This is a genomic window from Hahella sp. NBU794 (genome assembly GCF_050749805.1).
In the GTDB taxonomy this organism is placed as follows: Bacteria; Pseudomonadota; Gammaproteobacteria; order Pseudomonadales; family Oleiphilaceae; genus Hahella.
On the sequence record NZ_CP192738.1, the window covers coordinates 2,409,494 to 2,429,714 of the forward strand.

At 54.8% G+C, this 20,221-nt stretch carries 15 protein-coding genes; 4 read left to right on the forward strand and 11 right to left on the reverse strand.

Annotated elements, in window-relative coordinates:
* Positions 1-54: 54 nt before the first annotated feature.
* Positions 55-1,701, forward strand: a complete 1,647-nt coding sequence (gene ushA / locus ACQYWX_RS10790) for a bifunctional UDP-sugar hydrolase/5'-nucleotidase UshA (protein WP_431688753.1) — start codon at positions 55-57, stop codon at positions 1,699-1,701.
* A gap of 809 nt (positions 1,702-2,510) precedes the next feature.
* Positions 2,511-2,903, forward strand: coding sequence for a hypothetical protein (locus ACQYWX_RS10795; RefSeq protein ID WP_431688754.1), 393 nt, complete (start codon positions 2,511-2,513; stop codon positions 2,901-2,903).
* 22 nt (positions 2,904-2,925) lie between these two features.
* Here the strand turns inward: ACQYWX_RS10795 and ACQYWX_RS10800 are convergent, their stop codons facing one another.
* The 3 genes from ACQYWX_RS10800 to aceA all read right to left on the reverse strand — a co-directional run bounded on the left by ACQYWX_RS10800 (position 2,926) and on the right by aceA (position 7,092).
* Positions 2,926-4,890 (reverse strand): alkaline phosphatase family protein, encoded by a 1,965-nt coding sequence (locus tag ACQYWX_RS10800; RefSeq protein ID WP_431688755.1) that lies wholly within the window; start codon positions 4,888-4,890, stop codon positions 2,926-2,928.
* 399 nt (positions 4,891-5,289) lie between these two features.
* Complete coding sequence (locus tag ACQYWX_RS10805; protein WP_431688756.1) at positions 5,290-5,658, reverse strand: hypothetical protein; 369 nt, start codon at positions 5,656-5,658, stop codon at positions 5,290-5,292.
* Between the two features lie 99 nt (positions 5,659-5,757).
* Positions 5,758-7,092, reverse strand: a complete 1,335-nt coding sequence (aceA, locus tag ACQYWX_RS10810; RefSeq protein WP_011396215.1) for an isocitrate lyase — start codon at positions 7,090-7,092, stop codon at positions 5,758-5,760.
* A gap of 107 nt (positions 7,093-7,199) precedes the next feature.
* Here aceA and ACQYWX_RS10815 point away from each other — a divergent pair, with 107 nt between their 5' ends.
* On the forward strand, positions 7,200-8,162 hold the full coding sequence (locus ACQYWX_RS10815) for a LysR family transcriptional regulator (protein ID WP_127969711.1): 963 nt from the start codon (positions 7,200-7,202) through the stop codon (positions 8,160-8,162).
* Positions 8,163-8,194: 32 nt separating this feature from the next.
* Here the strand turns inward: ACQYWX_RS10815 and ACQYWX_RS10820 are convergent, their stop codons facing one another.
* Genes ACQYWX_RS10820 through ACQYWX_RS10830 form a run of 3 tightly spaced genes read right to left on the reverse strand, consistent with a single transcriptional unit; the run spans position 8,195 to position 12,495 of the window.
* Complete coding sequence (locus ACQYWX_RS10820; protein ID WP_216735739.1) at positions 8,195-8,974, reverse strand: cyclic nucleotide-binding domain-containing protein; 780 nt, start codon at positions 8,972-8,974, stop codon at positions 8,195-8,197.
* A 26-nt stretch (positions 8,975-9,000) separates the two neighbouring features.
* Positions 9,001-11,169 carry a FecR family protein gene (locus ACQYWX_RS10825; RefSeq protein WP_431688757.1) on the reverse strand — a complete coding sequence of 723 codons (2,169 nt, stop codon included), beginning with the start codon at positions 11,167-11,169 and terminating at the stop codon, positions 9,001-9,003.
* 12 nt (positions 11,170-11,181) lie between these two features.
* Positions 11,182-12,495 (reverse strand): tetratricopeptide repeat protein, encoded by a 1,314-nt coding sequence (locus ACQYWX_RS10830; RefSeq protein WP_431688758.1) that lies wholly within the window; start codon positions 12,493-12,495, stop codon positions 11,182-11,184.
* 127 nt (positions 12,496-12,622) lie between these two features.
* Here ACQYWX_RS10830 and ACQYWX_RS10835 point away from each other — a divergent pair, with 127 nt between their 5' ends.
* A complete protein-coding gene (locus ACQYWX_RS10835; RefSeq protein WP_431688759.1) occupies positions 12,623-14,824 on the forward strand; it encodes a CHASE2 domain-containing protein in 2,202 nt (733 codons plus the stop codon).
* Positions 14,825-14,870: 46 nt separating this feature from the next.
* Here ACQYWX_RS10835 and ACQYWX_RS10840 read toward each other — a convergent pair whose 3' ends face one another.
* The 5 genes from ACQYWX_RS10840 to mnmA are packed head-to-tail and all read right to left on the reverse strand — an operon-like array spanning position 14,871 to position 20,219.
* The gene (locus tag ACQYWX_RS10840) at positions 14,871-15,827 is read right to left on the reverse strand and encodes a GNAT family N-acetyltransferase (protein WP_431688760.1); all 957 of its coding nucleotides are present in this window, start codon (positions 15,825-15,827) and stop codon (positions 14,871-14,873) included.
* Entirely contained in the window at positions 15,814-17,031 is a 1,218-nt protein-coding gene (locus tag ACQYWX_RS10845) for a cupin domain-containing protein (protein ID WP_216735743.1), read from the reverse strand. Before ACQYWX_RS10845 ends, ACQYWX_RS10840 begins: the two co-directional genes overlap by 14 nt.
* Before the next feature lie 7 nt (positions 17,032-17,038).
* Positions 17,039-18,433: an adenylosuccinate lyase gene (purB, locus tag ACQYWX_RS10850; protein WP_431688761.1), complete on the reverse strand. Its 1,395-nt coding sequence runs from the start codon at positions 18,431-18,433 to the stop codon at positions 17,039-17,041.
* Positions 18,434-18,493: 60 nt separating this feature from the next.
* Positions 18,494-19,111, reverse strand: coding sequence for a high frequency lysogenization protein HflD (gene hflD, locus ACQYWX_RS10855; protein WP_216735745.1), 618 nt, complete (start codon positions 19,109-19,111; stop codon positions 18,494-18,496).
* Positions 19,112-19,124: 13 nt separating this feature from the next.
* Positions 19,125-20,219 carry a tRNA 2-thiouridine(34) synthase MnmA gene (gene mnmA / locus ACQYWX_RS10860; protein ID WP_216735746.1) on the reverse strand — a complete coding sequence of 365 codons (1,095 nt, stop codon included), beginning with the start codon at positions 20,217-20,219 and terminating at the stop codon, positions 19,125-19,127.
* Positions 20,220-20,221: the final 2 nt, after the last annotated feature.

Consider the following 20,221-nt stretch of genomic DNA (forward strand, 5'->3'; position numbering starts at 1 on the left):
GCGCTGTTCCCAAAGGACAACGGGCCCAGATATAAAAACAGAAAGGAAAAACACATGGTAGCAAAGCAACGCAAACTGGGCCTGGCCATTCTGGCGGCCTGTTCATTGACGGTCGTCGCCTGCGCCCCGATGCAAACGGGTCCGCAGAAAGACAAGACGTACCATATTACCCTCCTGCACACCAATGATCATCACGGCCGCTTCTGGCCCAACAAATACGGCGAGTACGGCCTGGCGGCGCGTAAGTCTCTGGTGGATGAGATTCGTCAGGAGGTGACGGCGGAAGGCGGTCATGTGCTGCTGCTGTCCGGCGGCGATATCAACACTGGCGTTCCTGAGTCCGATTTGCAGGACGCTGAGCCGGATTTCAAAGGGATGAACATGGTCGGTTACGACGCCATGGCGATCGGCAACCATGAGTTTGACAACCCGATCGACATTTTGCGTATGCAGGAACAGTGGGCGAACTTCCCATTCCTGGCGGCGAATATCTACGACTCCAACGGCAAGCGCCTGTTCGAACCCTATAAAATCTTCAACGTCGATGGTCTGCGCATTGGCGTAATGGGTCTGACGACGGAAGACACCAAGAAGCTGGGCAACCCTGAATTTATTGACGCGGTTCAGTTCACCAAGCCTTCTGACGAAGCGGCGAAAGTACTGCCTGAGTTGAAGAAAAAGGCGGACGTCGTTATCGCGGCGACCCATATGGGTCACTACGTTGACGCTAATTACGGCATTAACGCTCCGGGCGACGTTACTTTGGCCAGAACCGTTTCCGGCATCGACGTGATCGTTGGCGGCCACTCCCAGGACCCTGTTTGTATGACTGGCGAGAACCAGCGGAATGAGTCCTACAAGCCGGGCGATCCCTGTATGCCGGATGTGCAGAACGGCACGCTGATCATGCAGGCCCATGAGTGGGGCAAATACGTGGGGCGTGCGGATCTGGAATACCGCAATGGCGAATTGAAACTGGTTAAATATCAGTTGATTCCGGTTAACCTGAAGAAGAAGGTTAAAAACGCGCAGGGTGAAGACGAGCGCGTATTCGTGAGCGAAGAAATCAAACCGGATCAGAAAGTGCTGGCCTTCCTGCAACCCTACCAGGACAAAGGTCAGGAGCAGCTGAATCAGGTCGTGGGCGATGTTGACAAGCGTTTGGAAGGCGACCGCAAAGTGGTGCGTTTCAAACCGACTAACCTGGGCCACCTGATTGCGGCGGCGCAAATGGAAAAGGTGAAAGCGGATCTGGCGGTGATGAACTCCGGTGGCGTACGCGACAGCATTGACGCAGGCCCAATCACTTACAAAGAAGTGCTGATGGTGCAGCCTTTCGCCAACATGGTGAGTTCCGTAGACCTGAGCGGCAAAGAGCTGCTGGACTACCTGCGCATTGTGGCGGAGAAGCCGGTAGATAGCGGCGCGTTCGCCCAGTTCGCCGGTGTGCAGCTGGAAGTAGTTGGCGGCAAACTGAAGTCCGCCAAGGTAAACGGCAAGCCTATCAATCCGAAGCAGACTTATCGTATGGCTATCAACAGCTACATCGCTTCCGGCGGTGATGGCTATCCGAAAATCGACACTCATCCGGGCTACGTGAACAGTGGGTTTGTCGACGCGGAAGTGTTGATGAGTTATCTGAAGAAACACTCCCCGGTTAAAGCGGCGGATCACGAGAAAGCGGAAGTAATCCGCAAGTAAGCTTTCCTGAACTGAAAGCGCTTCAGCTTCCCTTTTCTCCTGACAGCATGGCAGGAGGAAGGGGAGGCCTGCTTTCCCTTCTCCTGTATTTCCCGTCCAGAAAAAACTAATCCGTCCGGCGATACATTACATCTGTTCGCAGCACGTATTTGATTCCAGCTTTGACCTCGCAGCCTTCATGAAATATCTCGTGTATGTGTGTGAAGAGGGGCGGCTTTGGGGTTTTGATCGTCAATGTATTGAATCCAGTCAATACATTCATGGGCGGAAATTAGATTATCCAGAGTCGTTATATAGGTCGCCTTATGGTCGAGCATATGTGTTTGGTTCTGTACACGTAATTGATTGGTGAAAGAGTGCTTTTATCCGTGTATTGCAAGCACAATAGCTTTCAGTTATGCGAATAGGAGAACAGTTCTTCACTGTCGAAATTCAATGACTCTTGTATATCTGCGAGAGCGAAAGATATAAGTTCAAATGCCCCGAGAGTTTCCCCTGAATAGGACATGAGAAATGATGAGAAGCTGACCTGGGGATCATTGAGGCCTTCAGCATGGTGTGCTTTTGAAATTACTTCCTTAGTGGCCAGACTGCTTGTTTTGCTGTGCTTCGGTATAGGGTGATCAGGTAGTTATAAGTCACTCATATCCTATCTATTATACAAAAAAGAGGAGGGCGCTTGCTTGGCTTCTGTGCTGCGAGTGATGTAATTGATGCTGGTTTAGAAATCAGTAATGGTGGTTTGGGCAGTGGTTGAGTGCAGTGAGTCCTCAAGAATATGCAACTGATTCGCAACCCTGGAGCAGAAAGTGAAAAACCGCGCATGTGACGAGCTGGTGATGGAAATTGGAGAGCTGATATTACGCTGTGAAGATTATCAAAATGATTTATGGTGGGGGCTTTCTGTAGTGGGCGACTTTGCATATGGAGATACGTCTATGACTGGTTATATCTATTACTATAAAGGCGGGTATGAAGCAGCGCTTCCAGAATCCGATACTATGAGAAAAATTCGAGCTTTACGTGCTGAGATGGAAAAGTTAGAAGAAAAATCATGGCATCAATGTTTGATTCATATTACTCGCCCACACTATAAGATGAATATTCAGTTTGAATATAATGAGCCTGAGCGTTGGTCTCTCAGTAATAAGAGTCTTGGTGGTATCGGCGAGTTTGCTGAACGCCTTAAACCTGGTGCATAGATCCCCCTTTAGGTGAGAGTTGCTACTCTCTTTTTCTAAGGTAAGCGCCCGGACATGCCCAGATATGCGCATCGGTCAGTGGCTGATAGAAGACCCAGAGAGTGTCTTTAAGCGTCGCTATGGCGAGAGGCGTATCCGAGTTGCGGAATACGCCGGATACCGCGCTGGAGCCGCTCCAGCCCGCCTCAGCCAGGGTGCCGTATCCATTGCTGGTGGTGTCGTTTTCGGCCGGGTTATAGGAAACCGGGTTTGCAGGCGTCAGCGTGCCGCTGATGGAGAAAGTTTCGAATAACAGTTGTCCGTTAGCCGGTCCATCGGAGCGTCGGTTATGCGCCAGATAAACGACGCCATTCAAGGTTGCGGCGGCTAATTCTCCTGATGCGCCGACGCCTTCCGCCACCGGTTCATCTTCGTTCGGCGTCACTGGATTGGGCGCTTCGCTGAAGTGATTCAGGGAGAAGGCGCTGGCGGACCATTGATTCACGGTGGTGTCGTCATAGGGGCCGGCGTATTTGCTGTTCTCCACTGTCACTTTATTGAATTCCCCGGTGTTGTAGCTCATGCAGGCTAACTGTCCGGTTTTCACAATTTTATAGATCAACAAAATGGTGGGCCCGAGGGCTGTGAGTGTGAAAGGGCCTTCGCTGTGGGTGCAAATCGCGGGGGAAGGACCCTGCCAGGCTCCATTGTTGAAGGTCAGGCTGTGCAATTGCTGAGTCGTATTATCGCGGTAGACCAGCATAAATCCTGACTGGTGCGGGATGCTGGTCAGAGCAATTTCTTCGACTTCTCCGGTATCGGGCGTTTCCGCCAGTCGCCAGCCGTTTTCAAGATCATAGTGCTTGATGATCAATCTCTTATTTGAATCCCGATAGGCCAGCGCGAGCCCGTCCGCATTGGATGCCAAATGCAGATAACCGTCGCCATCCTCGGCGACAGTGACTTCCGGCGACCATCTATGACCGTCAAACACGGAGTACTTCAGCGTTCCATCTATGTCCGCGCTGACCACATAGAGTTCATCCTGGTAGGCGGCGGCGCTCAGGTTCTGCTTGCCGCCAAGGGGCGTTTCCCGTGGAGGCAGCCATTGGAAGGATTTGCCCCACAGGAACTGAAACCAATTGGCGTCCCTGTCGTTTTTCTGCAGATCGCCCAGGTTGAAGTTCTTTTCGATGGTTTTAAGCAGGCTGTAATGGTTATAGCCTTCCGCCTGTTTGCCGGGCTTGATCATGTCCCCGAGAAGAACGGTATAGATTTGATTGGGACCATCGTAGGTGTACTTTTTGCCTTTGTCGTAAAAGGCTTCGAAGTCGGCTTCGTCGTAGGTGACCATCACCAGGGTTTTCGGCGGCAGTTTACTGTTGGGACCGGGAAAGTTCAGACCGGAGAAGAAGGATTGCAACCATCTCGCCTGCTGGTCGACTAATACCGGTGCGCGCTCGCCATTTAAGCTGTCATTGAGGGTGCCCACCAGGTAATGGCCGTCGTTCCACATATTGGGCGTGAACCACGCATATTCAGGAAAGTCGTTATTGAGCAGGTCGCGCCAGAATCCAGCTTCGTTGTCTATTTTTTTCCAGCGCTCCTGATTGTCCAGGATGTTCTGGAAGGACGAAAACGGATTGTGTTTGATCACATAGGGATAGTGGTCGCGAGGCTTGAAGTTTTCAGGAACCCAGGGCGTATCGTCAGGGACGTAGCTGTCCATATAGGCTTTCCAGCGCAAATTCAGCGGAGAGGCCTCGATAAGATCCACAATCGTCTTTTGCGGGAGAGGCTGGGGCTGGTCGTCATCGCTGACATTGCAGAGTTCTCCCGCAATGGAGGTAATGTAGTTGGTCTGGGAGGGATGCATGACGCCGAAGCTGTTGGTCAGCTCAATTCCCTGAGCGGCCAGATTACGCATGTATTCGTTTTCCTGCACGTAACCCCGGTACTCGTTCTCAAACATGATGATCAGGACATGATCAAAGACGCGCTCTTCCATAAAACCTCCCTATTCGCTTTGGGCGGATAAACTGTACTGGCGGAGTGAAACTTCAACTTTTTGTTGCGGAAATGAGTGCCCACGTGATCTGGATTTTTCGCAGGGAATGCAGTCAGTGAGTCCGATAAGAATGCATTCAGTGATGGGGGTAGTAGAGGGGCTGGAGTTTGATCGAGACAAATTGTCTAACCCGTCCATAAAGGGCTCCCAGGGCTTTGATCCACTAACCACTTGCTTCCGCACAGCAATCGGAAGCCGCTTTTTTGTCTTCTATTGAAAGTTAGTATAGACCGTTTATTGATCAGTACGTGACGTCAAGGCGGGTGCTTCTCGTTACTCCGGTAACTGCCAGGGTTGCGTCAGGCGTTCAGGGCTTCAGTCGCTTCGGAAAACGGATGATTAACCGGCGCTGTAGGGGAGTAGTGTTTGCGAGTCTCTGTTCCATTCGAACAGCGTTTCGTGTGACTTGGCGGATGCTGGCCATCCCCTTTCCAGCGCTGACTCGATTACTGTTCTGACTTCGCCGGGAGTGATTGGTCTCAACTCAAATAACTCCGCCGCTTTTTCTGGAGGGCATGCGATCACGGGGCCGAAGTTGAGCCAGGGATCATCAAAGCGCATGATGACGATCAGCTTCTGACTTTTGTTATAAGAAAGCCAGATTGTGAGTCGCAGATATCCGGTCTCTTCTTTCAAGCATCTCTCATGCGAAATGACGTAGATGAAAGTGAGTTCACTCACCGAAATTTTGCGAAGTTTGCTTTTCATCAATAAGACGGCTCGATTGGCGTAGCTGACGCTCAATCTAACAAAAAAAGGCGACCTTGCGGCCGCCTTTTTTCGGGGACTTAGCGTGAAAATCGGTTCTTAGTGGAACTGATCTTCTTCAGTTGAGCCGGTCAGTGCGGTTACTGAAGACTGGCCGCCTTGAATAACGGTGGTCATGTCGTCGAAGTAGCCGGTGCCGACTTCTTGCTGGTGAGCAACGAAGGTGTAACCCCGTTCCGCAGCAGCAAATTCGGTTTCCTGCAGTTCCACGTATGCGGACATGTCGTTGCGAGCGTACTTGTACGCCAAGTCGAACATGTTGTACCACATGTTGTGGATGCCCGCCAAAGTGATGAACTGGAACTTGTAGCCCATGGCTGACAGTTCGCGCTGGAACTTGGCGATGGTGGCGTCGTCCAGGTTCTTCTTCCAGTTGAAGGAAGGAGAGCAGTTGTAGGACAACAGTTGGTCTGGATATTCCTTCTTGATCGCTTCCGCGAACTTCCGGGCTTCAGCCAGATCCGGCGTCGCAGTTTCACACCACAGCAGGTCGGCGTATGGCGCGTAAGCCAGACCGCGAGCGATGGCTTGGTCGATACCGGCTTTAACGCGGTAGAAACCTTCAGAAGTACGGTCGCCAGTGACGAACGGCTTGTCGTAGTCGTCGCAGTCGGAAGTCAGCAGGTCCGCCGCGTTGGCGTCAGTACGCGCCAGAACGATGGTGGATGTGCCGGAAACGTCAGCGGCCAGACGGGCTGCGATCAGTTTCTGTACAGCTTCTTGAGTCGGAACCAGAACTTTTCCGCCCATGTGGCCACACTTCTTAACGGAAGCCAACTGGTCTTCGAAGTGAACGCCGGAAGCGCCTGCTTCGATCATGGCGCGCATCAGTTCGTAAGCGTTCAATACGCCGCCGAAACCGGCTTCCGCGTCAGCAACGATCGGAGCGAAGTAATCGATGTAGCCTTCGTCGCCTGGGTTCAGGCCTTTTTTCCACTGAATCTGGTCAGCGCGACGGAAAGAGTTGTTGATGCGCTTAACGACTGCTGGAACAGAGTCCACCGGGTACAGAGACTGATCCGGGAACATGGACATGTAAGAGTTGTTGTCCGCAGCAACCTGCCAGCCTGACAGGTAGATAGCCTGGATGCCGGCTTTAACCTGCTGTACAGCCTGACCGCCGGTCAGAGCGCCCATGGCGTTGACGAAGTCCTTCTCAGGACGAAAAGCGGGTTTGGCGCCTTCATTGATCAGCTTCCACAGCTTCTCAGCGCCGCGCTTGGCGATAGTGTTTTCGATTTTCAGGGAACCACGCAGGCGCACTACGTCTTCAGCAGAGTAGGTGCGTCTTACGCCTTTCCAACGTGGGTTTTCCGCCCAGTCCTTCTCGATGGCTGCTATTTCTTCAGCGCGATTGTAATTTCCAGTTGTCATCGCTCAACGACCCTCTTTTGGTTTAGTCGAATTTTTGTACGAGACAAAGTGTACGACTTTAGTCATAATTTCTTAAATTTATAGTTTTTATTTTCGGTATTCGTGAAATGAATGTAAGCCGTATCGATCTGAATTTATTGGTTTTTCTTGATGTTTTGCTACGGGAAAAAAGCGTCACCAAGGCGGCGAATCACTTGGGAATCACCCAGCCGGCCATGAGTAATGGTCTGCGTCGTCTGCGGGATATGTTCGGCGATCCATTGCTGGTGCGCACCAGTGAGGGCATGACGGCGACGGCCCGCGCGCTGGAGTTGCAGCCGATGGTGCGGTCGATATTGTCCGATATAGATATGGTGGTGCAGCCGAAGGAAGTATTTTCGCCGTCGACCAGCCGCCGCGTCTTTCGCATTATGGCCAGCGACTATGCGGAAAGTACCCTGATCCCCGCTTTGTTACGCCGTTTGCGCAGAGTGGCGCCGAATATCATCCTGGACGTGCTGACCCCCAGCGACGTCACCTTTCTCGATGTGGAGCAGGGCAGAGTGGATATGGCGATCAACCGCTTTGACAAAATGCCTCAGTCTTTTCACCAGAAAACCATTTGGGAGGACAGCTTTTCCTGCCTGTTGAGCGTGCATAACCCGTTGGTGTTCGATTTCACTCTGGAGAATTATCTCAACGCCAATCATATCTGGGTCAGTAAAACCGGTTTTGGCGTGGGGGTGGGCGTTAACCCCAAGGATGTGCAGCGTTTGGGATGGGTGGATGAGGCGCTGACCCGGTTAGGGCGAAAGCGGAAGATCAGCGTGTTTACCCGCCACTATCAGGTGGCGATGTTGCTCGCGCAGCAGCATGACCTGATCGCCACCTTGCCGAGTCGCGCCGCGTTGTTGACCCTGGACAGCCCGGGCGTCGTGGTTAAAGAGCCGCCTTTTCCCATTCCGCCGATCGAGCTGAAAATGGCGTGGAGCCCGTTGCTGCAGAACAATTCAGACCACCGCTGGCTGCGTCAACTGATTACTGAAGCCGCCAACGAACCCGAAGAGAGGGAGACCCGAGCCAAGGATTGATAACCATCCCGTGCGCTCTTGCCATCGGCGACTCAGGATTTTTGCATGACATCCACCAGCTTATTGTTCAGCTCCAATATCTGCTTGGCCATATTTTCCATTAGCGCCAGACAGGTGCGCGGCTGATTGCGAATCAGAAAAATAAACTCGTCCATGGGGGCGGACATGACGGTGCAAGGGCGGTCGGCGATGACCGTGGCGGTGCGGGGGGTTTTGGTCAATGCCGCCATGGCGCCGAAAATCTCATTGGGGCCAACTTTGCCGACCAATTGATCCTTTACGTACACCGACGCCTCGCCGCTGATCAGGTCAAACACTTCATCGGCGGTATCGCCCTCACGTATGATCACTTCTCCCTGTTTGAACGACTTGAAGGAAGTGTGAGTTTCATTCTGAGTGTCGAGACCGTGGCAGCAGGCTTCGGCGAAAAAAGCCGAGATCTGCATGAGATATTCTTTGAAGTGCGCCGAGCCCGCGGCGGCGTCGCGAAAACGCTTCTTGCTTATCTGGGCCAGGGTGGCGGGGCCGTCCGAGCGAATGACCGGCTCAGGGAAGCCTGACAGCACCTGAATGCCGATCAGGTCTCCGGTCTCGAAATGATAAATCGGGCGGTCATCCGTCACCGCTTCCAGCTCGCCTGACTCGACGAAGTATAAATAGTCGCCATCGAATTCCCGATACAGGTCGTCGATGTAGTCGAATTTAACGCTATCGCACAGCATCTTGATGGCGTCGTACAGCTTGGCGCTGCTCTGGGTGACGTTTGCGCCCAGGGCCTGCAGCCTGTCCGTTGTGCTATTGATGAAACGCATGGTGTTAGTTCCCCCACAGAGACGGACTATTGTTGTTCCATAAGCAAAAGGCCTTCCACATGAACGTCTGGGTCGTCGAATTGCTGCAAGTCGAAAGAGCCGGCGAAGGCGTCTCCCGGCGCTGCGAAAATGCCGTTGAGATTGCCGGTGACGCAGCCGCTGCAATTGACCGAGCCGCTGATATCCCCGTTCAGTACGTTCAAATAGGCTTGGGCGTCCTGATAGGAGCCTGACAGCTGGCTGCTCCAGTTTTGGCTGGCGGTGCTGATGTCCAGCAGGCCATTGCTGATGACGCCGCTATCGAAATCTACTTGAAAGGAGCCATTGACTGCGGTGACCGCTCCGTCTGAGCCGCTGCCGATGAAGTCGCCAGTAGTAGCGAAATTAGCGGTTCCCGTCAGGTCGGCGGTGTTGGCGGCTTCCGCTGACAGCCAGTAGATGGAGCGCTCCTCGGATCTGAAAACGTCGGGGTTGGCTACGTCGTCATATATGTTCACGCCAGCGCTGGCGGATGACTTCCAGAGTCCCCAGCTGATGTTGCTGCGACCGCCCACACTGGGATCGAATTTATCCAGAATGGCGTCGCCCCGTCGCACCACCGTGTAAGGTTCCGGGAAGTTATCCGGGTCGAAAAACATCACGGTGGAGGGGGGGCTGCCGGAGCCGGGCTCATCCACATCCGGCAGCATGAAAACCGGCTCGCCGTTAGCGTCGAACACCATTTTCAGGTTGGCGGACTGGGAGCCGTCGATGCTGCCGTAGCCGTAAGTGCCCTCCATGATGCCGCCCAGGGTGCCGGCGATATCCGTACTGGATGCGGTGGAGGAGATGGGGTCATAGGTCACCAGACCAAACAGTAAGGTGACGTCTCCAGTGGTGGTGTAGAACTCCAGTTTGCCAGGATTCTGCATGGATTCGCGCACGCCGATGGGCGCGCCGGAGAGGGACAGGTCGTCGTCAATATCCGCGATGAGGCCGGCCAGATCGGTAATGTTGTCTTGCAGCATGACCGTGACGGTATTAATCGGCGGCGTGCCGCCGGAGCTACTGAAGGAATATTCGATATTGAACGTCACCGGCCCCGCGCTGGTGTAATCGAAAGGCGTGATCGTCTGGGGGGCGATGATGGTGGCGAGAATCTCTGCGCCAGCCCCGGTCACCACGGCGGCGCCGAATATGCGGTCATTGATGAACTGCTCATACTCGGCGACGGTCAGGCGCGGGTCCTGAATGGCGGGGCCGGAGTTGTCGCCAGAGGGGGCTGGCGTCAGTCCGCCGCTCAAGTCAGGATTGGTGTCGGTGAAGTTGGTGGTTTCCGGATCACTGACAAGGTTAACGGGATTGGACTCGGCAATCGTCGTCGCGGAGATCAGCTCCGCGTCGCTGTTATTGGCGCTGGCGGTTGTGTCGTCGGTGAAACCATCCGGTGATGTTTTGACTGCGCCAGTCGCCGCTGTCTGGCCTGAGGAAGCGGATGTGCTCTCGCTCTCTTTATCCGGCTCCTCTGCGGAGTTGGCGTCGTCGGCGGTCGCTCCTTGTGAGCGCGAGCGCCGTGCTTCCGCTTTCGGGATGGGCAGGCCTTGCTGCATTTCCGGCGGCGCTTGCAGGAGCCCTTCAGGGGCCTGTCCGGGCGTGATGGCGGAGAAGCGGAAGGCGACATCCTCTCCCAGGTCCAGGGCTCCAGCTGCGTTCTCTACCCGAACGCCTCCTTGCCAGACCGCCAGCAGCAGCTTTTGCCCACTGCTCTCCAGAGCCTCGTAGTGCGTGCCGCGGATACCGATGCTGGCTGCGTGGGTGGAGACTTTGTAGGCGTCACTGTCGCCTTTGCCGATGGAGCCTGTAATGGTGCGGAATCCGCCTTCCAGCAGCTGCATGATGGCGGCTCCGCCTTTACCCTCGTCTCCTGGAGAATATTCTTCAATGGTGAAGCGGGTGTTTTCCCGCAGCGTCATCAGAGCCTTGTCGGTAAACCTTAGTTGCAGCATGGAGTCGGCCCCGGTGGTGAGCGTATCTCCCACATAGATAGCGGCGCGCCGGTTCAGGGAACGTTCTTCGCCATTATCTCCTGTCGCTGTGGCGACGCCGCGGGACATAATCACTTTTCCCGCCTCCAATGGCGCAGCGGCGGCTATAGGCGCCAGCATGCCGTAGGTCATCAGTATGGCGGCCAACGCGTTGAGCATGAGTTCTCGCATAAGGGAACCTCCTTAAAACCGCCAACGAACGCGGAATTCTCCGCGCCATCGGGTGTAGTCATATAAGTCCAGATTGCTTTGGTTGTCCGTGTAGGACAGCTCGGCGAGCGCGCTTAGCTCATGATTGAGCTTCCATTCGCCGCCGGCGTTGAATTGGGAAGATTTATCGTCGCGCACTTCCCCGAAGACCGGGTTTTCCGCTTTGTAATCAGCGAAAAAGCCTGAGTATCCCAAATACGGCGTTATAGTCGGGGAAAGCTTGTAGCTAAGCCGATAGCCCAGACTGTAGAAGTCTTTGGCGAGAGAAGCTGCGTCCTGCTCCCGTGGGTTCTCCGTTCCGGCGAAGACACTGAGGGTGTGCAGGAGTCTGGCGCGAGGAATAAGCAAAGACAGACCTGTCAGCGGCTGATAGTTATTCAGCAGCGGGTTGGCGAAAGAGTCTTTGACGAATACGCCCGCGTAAAAAAACGTCAGCAAATGCGCATTCCATTGCTCTCGCCACTGCATGAACGTGCCCGTATTGCGCTGGTAATCTTCGGCGTCCAGCAGCACATGTTGATAAGAGGCCCCGGCCTCCAATTCCCGACGGGCGCGACTGTATTTCCAGGAAGCGCTGAGGCGGGCGGAGTCGAGGTCAAAATCGCTGTTTTCAAAGTTGTGCTTGTGCTGGCTGTCGAACTCCAGTTTGGCGGCGTTTAATTGTGAAACCGGGTGTTCGTAAGCGAAATTGGTGCGCAGCGCGGCGTATGCGCTTTCCGTTTCCTGAGCGGAATCAGGTAGCTCAAACAGACCGACGAAGCGTTCGTCGGTGGCGTTATTGATGTTACTGTCGTAACCGCCGCCCAGTCCGATATAGCCGCGCCAGCGCCGCTGGCTTTCATATTCGCGTTCGTCCAACGCGGCGAGAAAGCGGGCGATATTGTCTTTGACGGCGGTCGGCGGCTCTCTGGCCAGAACGATGAGAAACTGCTCCCGCGCAGCTTCATACTGCTGCAGATTAAATAGCGTTCTCGCATACTCCAGGCGGAAGCGATCATTGTCCGGGTATGTGGCAGTGAGCCTTTCGAACATAAATTGCGCTTCCGGATAGTGGCCGCTCTGCAGGGCGGACATGCCGAAATAGAAATCGAACTCCGGATCGCCTTCCATGTTCTCCACTTGCGCGGACCCCAGTCGATAAGCCTGCTCATAATCCGCTGCGGCGTTCAACGACTTCAAGGTCGCAGTGATTGAGCTACTCTTAACAGAATCCTGGGCGTAGGCGGGCAGGCCCCAGATCATCAGCAAAACCATTAACAGGCGGCGAGTTATTTTGGTTATCAACAAAGCGATAATTCCTTTTGCCGATGGTTACGGAAACATCCAGTGCTTTAAGTCTAGAAAGAGAGGGTGATTTTGCCAGCCGCAGTTTTTTCGGAGTCGGCAATAAATTGATGAATTGCAACAAGTTCACATGCGAACGATTTCTGGGTTCCTCAAGCATCTTCCCGCGCTGCTGATTGCTGTCGTCATGATCGGCTGGCAGCTGATCACGCAGTCGGGCGACCGTTCGTTATTGAATCGTCTCGACTATGTGTTTTATGACTGGCGGGCGCAGACAGGGGCGCTTTTCACCAGGGCGGAGCTGTATGCGGACGTGGTGATTGTGGACATCGATGAGGAGTCCATCCAGCGTGAAGGACGCTGGCCCTGGAGTCGCGCCCGGGTGGCGGCTCTGGTGGAGTCGCTGCAGGAATCCGGCGCGGCGGTGGTGGCGTTTGATGTGGTGTTCTCCGAGTCCGAAAGCAATAACTTCATCGAATCCGTAGCGGCGTCCGCTGGTCCGGATCTGAGTGATGAAGAACGCGCGGTGCTTAATCGCATTGCTATGTCCTGGCGGCCGGATGAACAGCTGGCGGAACGTCTGTCGGAGATTGATACGGTGTTGGGGTTCTTCATGCATCTGGACACGTCGATGCAAATCGGCAGGTTGCCGGACCCGCTCACCTCCGCGCCGGCAGGCAATGTGCTGATCAATGCTTCTGGCTACGCCGCGCCGTTGTTGGAATTGCAGGATGTGGCGGCGGGAAGCGGGTTTGTCACCACCTTTCCGGACGCGGACGGGGTGATTCGACGCACCCCGTTGTTCATGTCCCATGATGGCTCTGTCTATCCCTCTCTGGCTCTGGCGTCGGCGATGACCTATTTGCTGACGGATGAGGTGGAATTGGAGTTCGCGCCTTTGGGCGCGGTGCAAGCTGCGAGCGGTATTCGTTTGACTGATGCGCTGGTGCAGACTGACGCCGTTGGACGGGTATTGGCGCCATATCGGCAGGGGCGCGGACAGTTTCGCTATATTCCTGCCTGGATTGCGCTGGCTGGCGGTTTGGCGCCGCAGGAACTGGAAGGCAAGCTCGTGTTTGTGGGAACCTCCGCCATTGGTCTCGCGGATCTGGTCAGTACGCCGTTCGCCACGGTTTTCCCTGGCGTAGAAGTGCAGGCGCTGGTGGCGCAAGGGCTTTTGCGGGGAGGGTTTCCATATCGACCGGTGTGGGAGCCGGGCGCGGTGCTGGTGTTTCAGCTGGCTTTGCTGCTGTTGCTGGTTTGGGTGTTGCCGGGGCGTCGTCCCCTGACAATGGTGCTGGCGGCGATCATGATCAGCCTGTTATTGGTCGCATTGAACACACTGATATGGACGCGCTGGCGCATGGACTTTCCCATGATCAGTACGCTGTTGCTGGCGCAAGGCGTTTTTGGCTGGTATCTGGTGACGGAATTCATTCACGAATATGCTGTCGAGCGACGTGTTCGCGGTATGTTCGCGCAATATGTGCCGCCCGCGCATATTGATCGTATGCTGGATAATCCAGAGCAATACTCCATGGCGGGGGAAAGCAAGGAGCTGACGGTGTTGTTCTCCGATATCCGCAGCTTCACCACTATCTCCGAGCAGCTATCCGCCGCGCAACTGAAAGAGCTTCTGAATCTTTACTTTACGCCTATCACCGAGTCCATTTTCCGTAATGACGGCACCATCGATAAGTATGTCGGCGATATGGTGATGGCATTCTGGGGCGCGCCGGTAGACGACCCGGAGCATGCGGAAAAAGCGGTCAAAACCGCCATGGAGATGCAGGCGATCACTCGGCGCTTGTCCGCCGAGCTTACCGCCAAAGGCTTTCCCCCTATTCAAATCGGTGTTGGCGTTAATACCGGCCTGATGAATGTCGGCGACATGGGGTCGCAGTATCGCAAGGCGTATACCGTATTGGGGGACGCAGTGAATCTGGGCTCCCGGCTGGAGGGGCTGACCAAGTTCTATGGCGTGGATGTGCTGGTGGGAGAGACGACAGTCAAGGAGGCTGAGGGCTACGCCTTTCGTTTCTGTGATCGCATTCAGGTGAAAGGCAAGGACATTCCGGTGGACGCCTACGAACCTTTGGGAGAAAAGGGGCGACTGGATGCGGTGACCTTGAATCGTCTGACGCGCTACCAAAGGGCGATCGAGTGTTATCGAGCGCGGCAATGGGAGCAGGCGGACGCCATATTCCAGCAACTGCAACTCGAAGAGCCAGGCTGTCGTTTGTACGGTCTCTACAGGGAGAGGATCAGCGGGCTAAGACAGCAAACGCTGCCGGAGGATTGGGACGGCGTCTACCGCCACACCTCCAAATAGCGGTGAGCTGTGCGTAGAAAACTCAGTTTGGGAGCTGAACGCCGATCTACAGGGAAAACTGACGCAATTCCTGCGAAACCTGACTGTGCTGCAGTAAGCGCATGAATTCATCTTTCAGGCGCTTCACCGTGCCGGGGTCCTGATAGCAGCAAAAGCCTTCCCATTTTTCGTAATGATGGCGCAGTAAGACGCCGTCATCGTCAATCAGCACATAAACCTGCTCGGGAAAACTCAGCTCAGGATTGAGCATCTTGATTTCAATATTGGAGGTGAGCCGACGGGCGAGGGCGAGCAGTTGGTTGCTCTGCGCCACTGGCGTTTTCGGCGCACCCAGCAGGATTTTAATCTGTGTGGCGCGACCGCCCCGGGCGAGACGACTCAGTGCATCCAGCACATCGGGGTCGTCCAAAACATTTTTTTCCAGATCCCAGGTCAGAATTAAGGCGCTTTGTTTCGCCTGGGAGGTAAGACACTTCAGGTGCTCCAGATAGTCGGGCTCAGAGTGGGTGCGGTAAACCCGCTCGTCTTGCCCCAGCGCATTGGCGGCTTCGACTTTGGCGGTTCCTAACGTCAGCTCCATGCGCTGATGCAGCGAACCGGCTTCTTCATGAGGCGAACCTAAAGCCTGGAAACCTTCGTTCGCGTAGAGGGAGGTAGCGTCGATGTTGGCGCTGAGCGTCAGAAGGTTGAATCCTTCTGAACGGGCGTAACCGATAACGAATTTGAGCAGACTTTTGGCGATGCCCTGGCGGCGAAACTCCGGCAGCACCGCCAGACGACCGACCTTCGCTTTTTCTGGCGACAGACGCACCAGACGGGCGACCGCGAGATTGCGGTCTTCCACGTCTTTTACCAGGAAATGTACGGCGTTCTCGTCCTTGTCGTCCCACTCCAGTTCCGGGGGAACGCCTTGCTCCTCCACAAACACTTGTTGGCGGATCGCGCGTAGTTCGCTCTCATTTTCCAACCAAGTCGTAATGCGGGTGTACTTAAGCGTCGTCATCGTCCCAGTCTTCCTCGTCATCATCGAAGCCTTCTAGCACCAGACTGCCTCTATTTAACAAGGAACTCAACAACTTCAATGCGTCCTTATCGGCGCCCCACGGCAGCAGCCGTTCACGGTCTATGTTGTTGCTGCGGCACAATATTTCCACCAGCGGCGCAAAGCGCTCATCGGCGTCGTATGCCTCGCCGTCGACGGCGAACATGACACGGCGCACGCCAGCTTCTTCATACAGACTGTAGGTGTAGCGGGAACCTTCGTTCCAGCGCCACTGGATTTCTGAGTCCTGCAACGATTCGCCTGCGTCTTCAGGCGAAAGACGCATATCCGCCTCCAGGGGCGGGACAGCGGCGTCAAACTTAGGCGCGCTGATAAAGCGACCGAAGCTGCGACGCAGGCCTGCTTCGTCATCCAGCAGAGCTTGTAAACGGGATTTGATATCCGCAAAAACGTCGTCGCTTATCAGGCCTGGATTATTTAATGGCGCTTCGGTGGCGTCATGCAAATGGGTGGATAACGCGGGATTCTCAAACCAATCGTCCGCCAGCGCGGACATCAGTTCCGCATAAGTAGGTGAGCGAAAGCCCACGGAAAGAGTGATACAGGACGTTTCCGCGATGCCGTAGTGGGCGTAACGTGGCGGCAAATACAGCGCATCGCCTGGCTCCAGCAGCCATTCTTCCGTCTGCTCGAAATTCTGCAGAATGCGTAATGGCGTGCCGTCCACCCTTGGCGACTGGTGATCGCAGGGCGGGCCGATGCGCCAGCGGCGAGCGCCCGTCGCCTGGATCAGGAACACATCGTAATGGTCAAAGTGCGGTCCCACACTGCCGCCGGGGGGAGCGAAGCTGGCCATGATGTCATCCACGCGCCAGTTGGGCAGGAAGCGGAAGCGGTCGAGCAAGTCGGCGACTTCTGGAACCCAGGTGTCCAATCCTTGCACCAAAAGGGTCCAACCCTGAAGAGGCATGTTCTCCAGCTTTTCAATGGAAAACGGGCCATGCTCAAGTTGCCAGGGCTGACCGTTCAGTTCTTCATAGACCAAACGGGATTCCACTTCTTCTTCCGTGGCGAGCCCCGCCAGATCATTCTCGTCCAGCGGGCATTCGTAACCGGGAAGTAAACCGCGAATAATCAGCGGCTTTTTTTGCCAGTAATTCGCCAGGAAGTCGGCGACGCTGATGTCGCCCAGGTGAGTCAACATATCGCTGTTACTCGCCGCTATAGTCTTTGATGCGCGCAGCTTGCTCCGCAGCATTGCCAATGTATGTCGCCGGCGTCATTTCAAGCAGACGCTGCTTGGCTTCTTCAGGAATTTCCAGCGACTCAATAAACGGCTTCATCGCTTCCTGGGTAATCGCTTTGCCGCGAGTCAGCTCTTTCAGCTTCTCGTAGGCGCCTTCGATGCGATAGCGACGCATGACGGTCTGAATGGGTTCCGCCAATACTTCCCAGCTTTGATTCAGGTCTTCGTCCAGGCGCATTGGGTTCAGCTCCAGCTTACCAAGGCCTTTCAGAGTAGAGTGATAGGCGATCAAGGACTGCGCCAGACCAACGCCCAGATTACGCAATACGGTGGAGTCGGTCAGGTCGCGCTGCCAGCGGGAAACCGGCAGTTTGCGGCTCAAGTGTTCCATCACCGCATTGGCGATGCCCAGGTTGCCTTCGGAGTTTTCGAAATCAATCGGGTTAACTTTGTGAGGCATGGTGGAAGAGCCGACTTCGCCAGCCACCGCTTTTTGCTTGAAGTAACCCAGGGAAATGTAGCCCCATACGTCGCGGTTCAGGTCGATCAGGATAGTATTGAACCGGCATACTGCGTCGAAGGCTTCAGCGATAAAATCGTGGGGTTCGATCTGAGTGGTGTAGGGGTTCCATTCCAGGCCCAACTCATTGATCAGGCCTTGCGCGTGGGCTTCCCAGTCGACATCGGGATAGGCGCTTAAGTGCGCGTTGTAGTTGCCGACAGCGCCGTTGATCTTGCCCAGCATTTTGACCTGACGAATCTGCGCCATTTGTCTTTTTAGACGAGCGACCACATTGGCAAGCTCTTTGCCAACCGTTGTGGGAGATGCAGTTTGACCGTGCGTACGGGACAGCATGGGCTGTGCGGCGAAGTTCAGAGCCAGCTCTTCCAGTCTGGCGACGACCTGCTGCATGACCGGCAGCACGACGTCTTGTACGCCGCGCTTCAGCATCAGGGAGTAAGACAGGTTGTTAATGTCTTCCGAGGTGCAGGCGAAGTGGACGAACTCATTGATATCCGTAAGGATTTCAGGCGCGCCTTCGCGTTTGAACTGTTCTTTGATGAAATACTCCACCGCCTTCACATCGTGATTGGTGGTGCGCTCGATTTCCTTGACTCGGGAAGCGTCTTCCAGCGACAGGTTTTCGTAAATGGCGGTCAGGAAGGCCGCAGTGGCTGCGTCAAAAACGGGAACTTCTGGGATACCGGGATTGGCGGCCAATTGCAGCAGCCATTTGATTTCCACTTCAATCCGCGCTTTGATCAGACCAAACTCACTGAAGATCGGCCGCAAATCGGCGACCTTACCGGCGTAACGGCCGTCGACGGGGGAGAGTGCTGTCAGCTCGTTAAGTATCATGTTTCTATCTCTTGCAGCGGTTGAACAAACGTTGAATTCTAACATTAAAGGGGCGTGCGATCAGCGCAACATGCCATTGGCGATCTGCAGAATCTTTTTGCGCATGAAGAACAGTTTCCAGCGGCGTCCGCCAACCTGTCTCCATAACACGGCGGCGCGAATGCCAGCCAGCAGCAGGGCGCGAATTTTATCCGCGTTTTCATCCACTCTCAGGAATCTGGGGTCGCCAGTCACCTGTATACGCTGAGGGAAGGTGCTGATGGTGTCGCTGTATAGCGAGGCGAAAGCGCTGATGATATTGGTATGTGTGGGGTCGAAGTGCAAAGTCTGGGTCGTTATCTGCGCGATGCGTTGGCTCATTACGTCCAGCATATCGCCGCGCTTGTTGACCTTGCCTTCCAGGTACAGGAGCGTCAGGGCGTAACGCACGACATCCACTTTTTTGCGGTCCTGCTTTCTCTCCAGTACGGCGATCAACTCTTTCAAGCCCAGTTGCACGCCATAAATATCGCCATACACATCCAGGGTTGAGGTCGCATCGACCTTGAGCAGGCTTTTCAGACTGCATTCATAGCTGGTTGGAGCGACAGTACCTTGCTTGGCCAACTGATCCACCAACGCGGCGGACTGAAAGACGCCCGCCAGCGCTATCACTTGATTCTCAAGGTTATAGGACAATGTCGACAGACTCCTATTTGAATACGGATTCGATAACGCCGCCGCCCAGGCAGCGCGCGCCATCATAAAATACAACTGACTGGCCGGGGGTGACCGCCCGCTGGGGCTTATCAAATGTCACCTTTACGCCGCCATCCCGCACATCCACCCGACACAACTGATCAGGTTGACGATAACGGGTTTTGGCGTAGCAGGAGAAGGAGGACTTGGCGGGAAGGCCGTTAATCCAATCCAGCTTGCTGGCGGTAAGACCGGCGCTGAACAGTCGAGGATGATCGCCGCCTTGGGCGACGACCAGTTCATTGTTATCGAGATCTTTCTCCACCACATACCAGGGCGCGTCGTCATAGCCTTTCAAGCCGCCAATGCCGAGACCCTGGCGCTGACCGATAGTGTGGTACATCAAGCCTTGGTGACGGCCAATTTCTTCGCCTTTATCCGTCACGATTTTCCCGGGCTGGGCAGGCAGGTAGGTTTTCAGAAAGTCGGAAAACTTACGCTCGCCGATGAAGCAGATGCCGGTGCTGTCCTTTTTGTCGTGAGTGACCAAATCCTGCTCCCGGGCAATGCGGCGGACTTCTTTCTTTAATAGACCGCCGACCGGGAATAAGGTTCGCGCGAGCGCCTGTCCGGGGACGGCGTGTAGAAAGTAGCTCTGTTCTTTGCTGGGATCTGCGCCTTTCATCAGATAAGTGTGCTCGCCAAAACGGGAGAACTGGGCGTAATGGCCGGTGGCGATCAGATTGCCGCCAAGAGCCTGGGCGTAGTCCAGGAAAGCTTTGAATTTGATTTCTTTGTTGCACAGGATATCCGGGTTGGGCGTGCGTCCTGCGCGATATTCATCCAGAAAATGTTCGAAAACGCGGTCCCAGTACTCAGCAGAAAAGCTTGCTGTGTGCAATTTGATGCCCAGCTTATCGCAGACTTTTTGCGCATCCTCCAGATCGGAAAGCGCGGTGCAGTATTCGGTGCCGTCATCCTCATCCCAGTTTTTCATGAACAAGCCTTCGACTTCATAGCCGAGTGCTTTCAGGAGGTAGGCGGATACAGAGGAGTCGACTCCTCCGGAAATGCCAACGATGACGCGTTGATTACGATGTGTGGACATGG

Bases quoted from the DNA above. Each gene is read 5' to 3' on its own strand.
- mnmA (WP_216735746.1), bottom strand. From the start codon at position 20,219: ATGTCCACACATCGTAATCAACGCGTCATCGTTGGCATTTCCGGAGGA.
- ACQYWX_RS10800 (WP_431688755.1), bottom strand. From the start codon at position 4,890: ATGGAAGAGCGCGTCTTTGATCATGTCCTGATCATCATGTTTGAGAAC.
- aceA (WP_011396215.1), bottom strand. From the start codon at position 7,092: ATGACAACTGGAAATTACAATCGCGCTGAAGAAATAGCAGCCATCGAG.
- ACQYWX_RS10820 (WP_216735739.1), bottom strand. From the start codon at position 8,974: ATGCGTTTCATCAATAGCACAACGGACAGGCTGCAGGCCCTGGGCGCA.
- ACQYWX_RS10845 (WP_216735743.1), bottom strand. From the start codon at position 17,031: ATGTTGACTCACCTGGGCGACATCAGCGTCGCCGACTTCCTGGCGAAT.
- purB (WP_431688761.1), bottom strand. From the start codon at position 18,433: ATGATACTTAACGAGCTGACAGCACTCTCCCCCGTCGACGGCCGTTAC.
- ACQYWX_RS10840 (WP_431688760.1), bottom strand. From the start codon at position 15,827: ATGACGACGCTTAAGTACACCCGCATTACGACTTGGTTGGAAAATGAG.
- ACQYWX_RS10815 (WP_127969711.1), top strand. From the start codon at position 7,200: ATGAATGTAAGCCGTATCGATCTGAATTTATTGGTTTTTCTTGATGTT.
- ushA (WP_431688753.1), top strand. From the start codon at position 55: ATGGTAGCAAAGCAACGCAAACTGGGCCTGGCCATTCTGGCGGCCTGT.
- ACQYWX_RS10825 (WP_431688757.1), bottom strand. From the start codon at position 11,169: ATGCGAGAACTCATGCTCAACGCGTTGGCCGCCATACTGATGACCTAC.
- ACQYWX_RS10835 (WP_431688759.1), top strand. From the start codon at position 12,623: ATGCGAACGATTTCTGGGTTCCTCAAGCATCTTCCCGCGCTGCTGATT.
- ACQYWX_RS10805 (WP_431688756.1), bottom strand. From the start codon at position 5,658: ATGAAAAGCAAACTTCGCAAAATTTCGGTGAGTGAACTCACTTTCATC.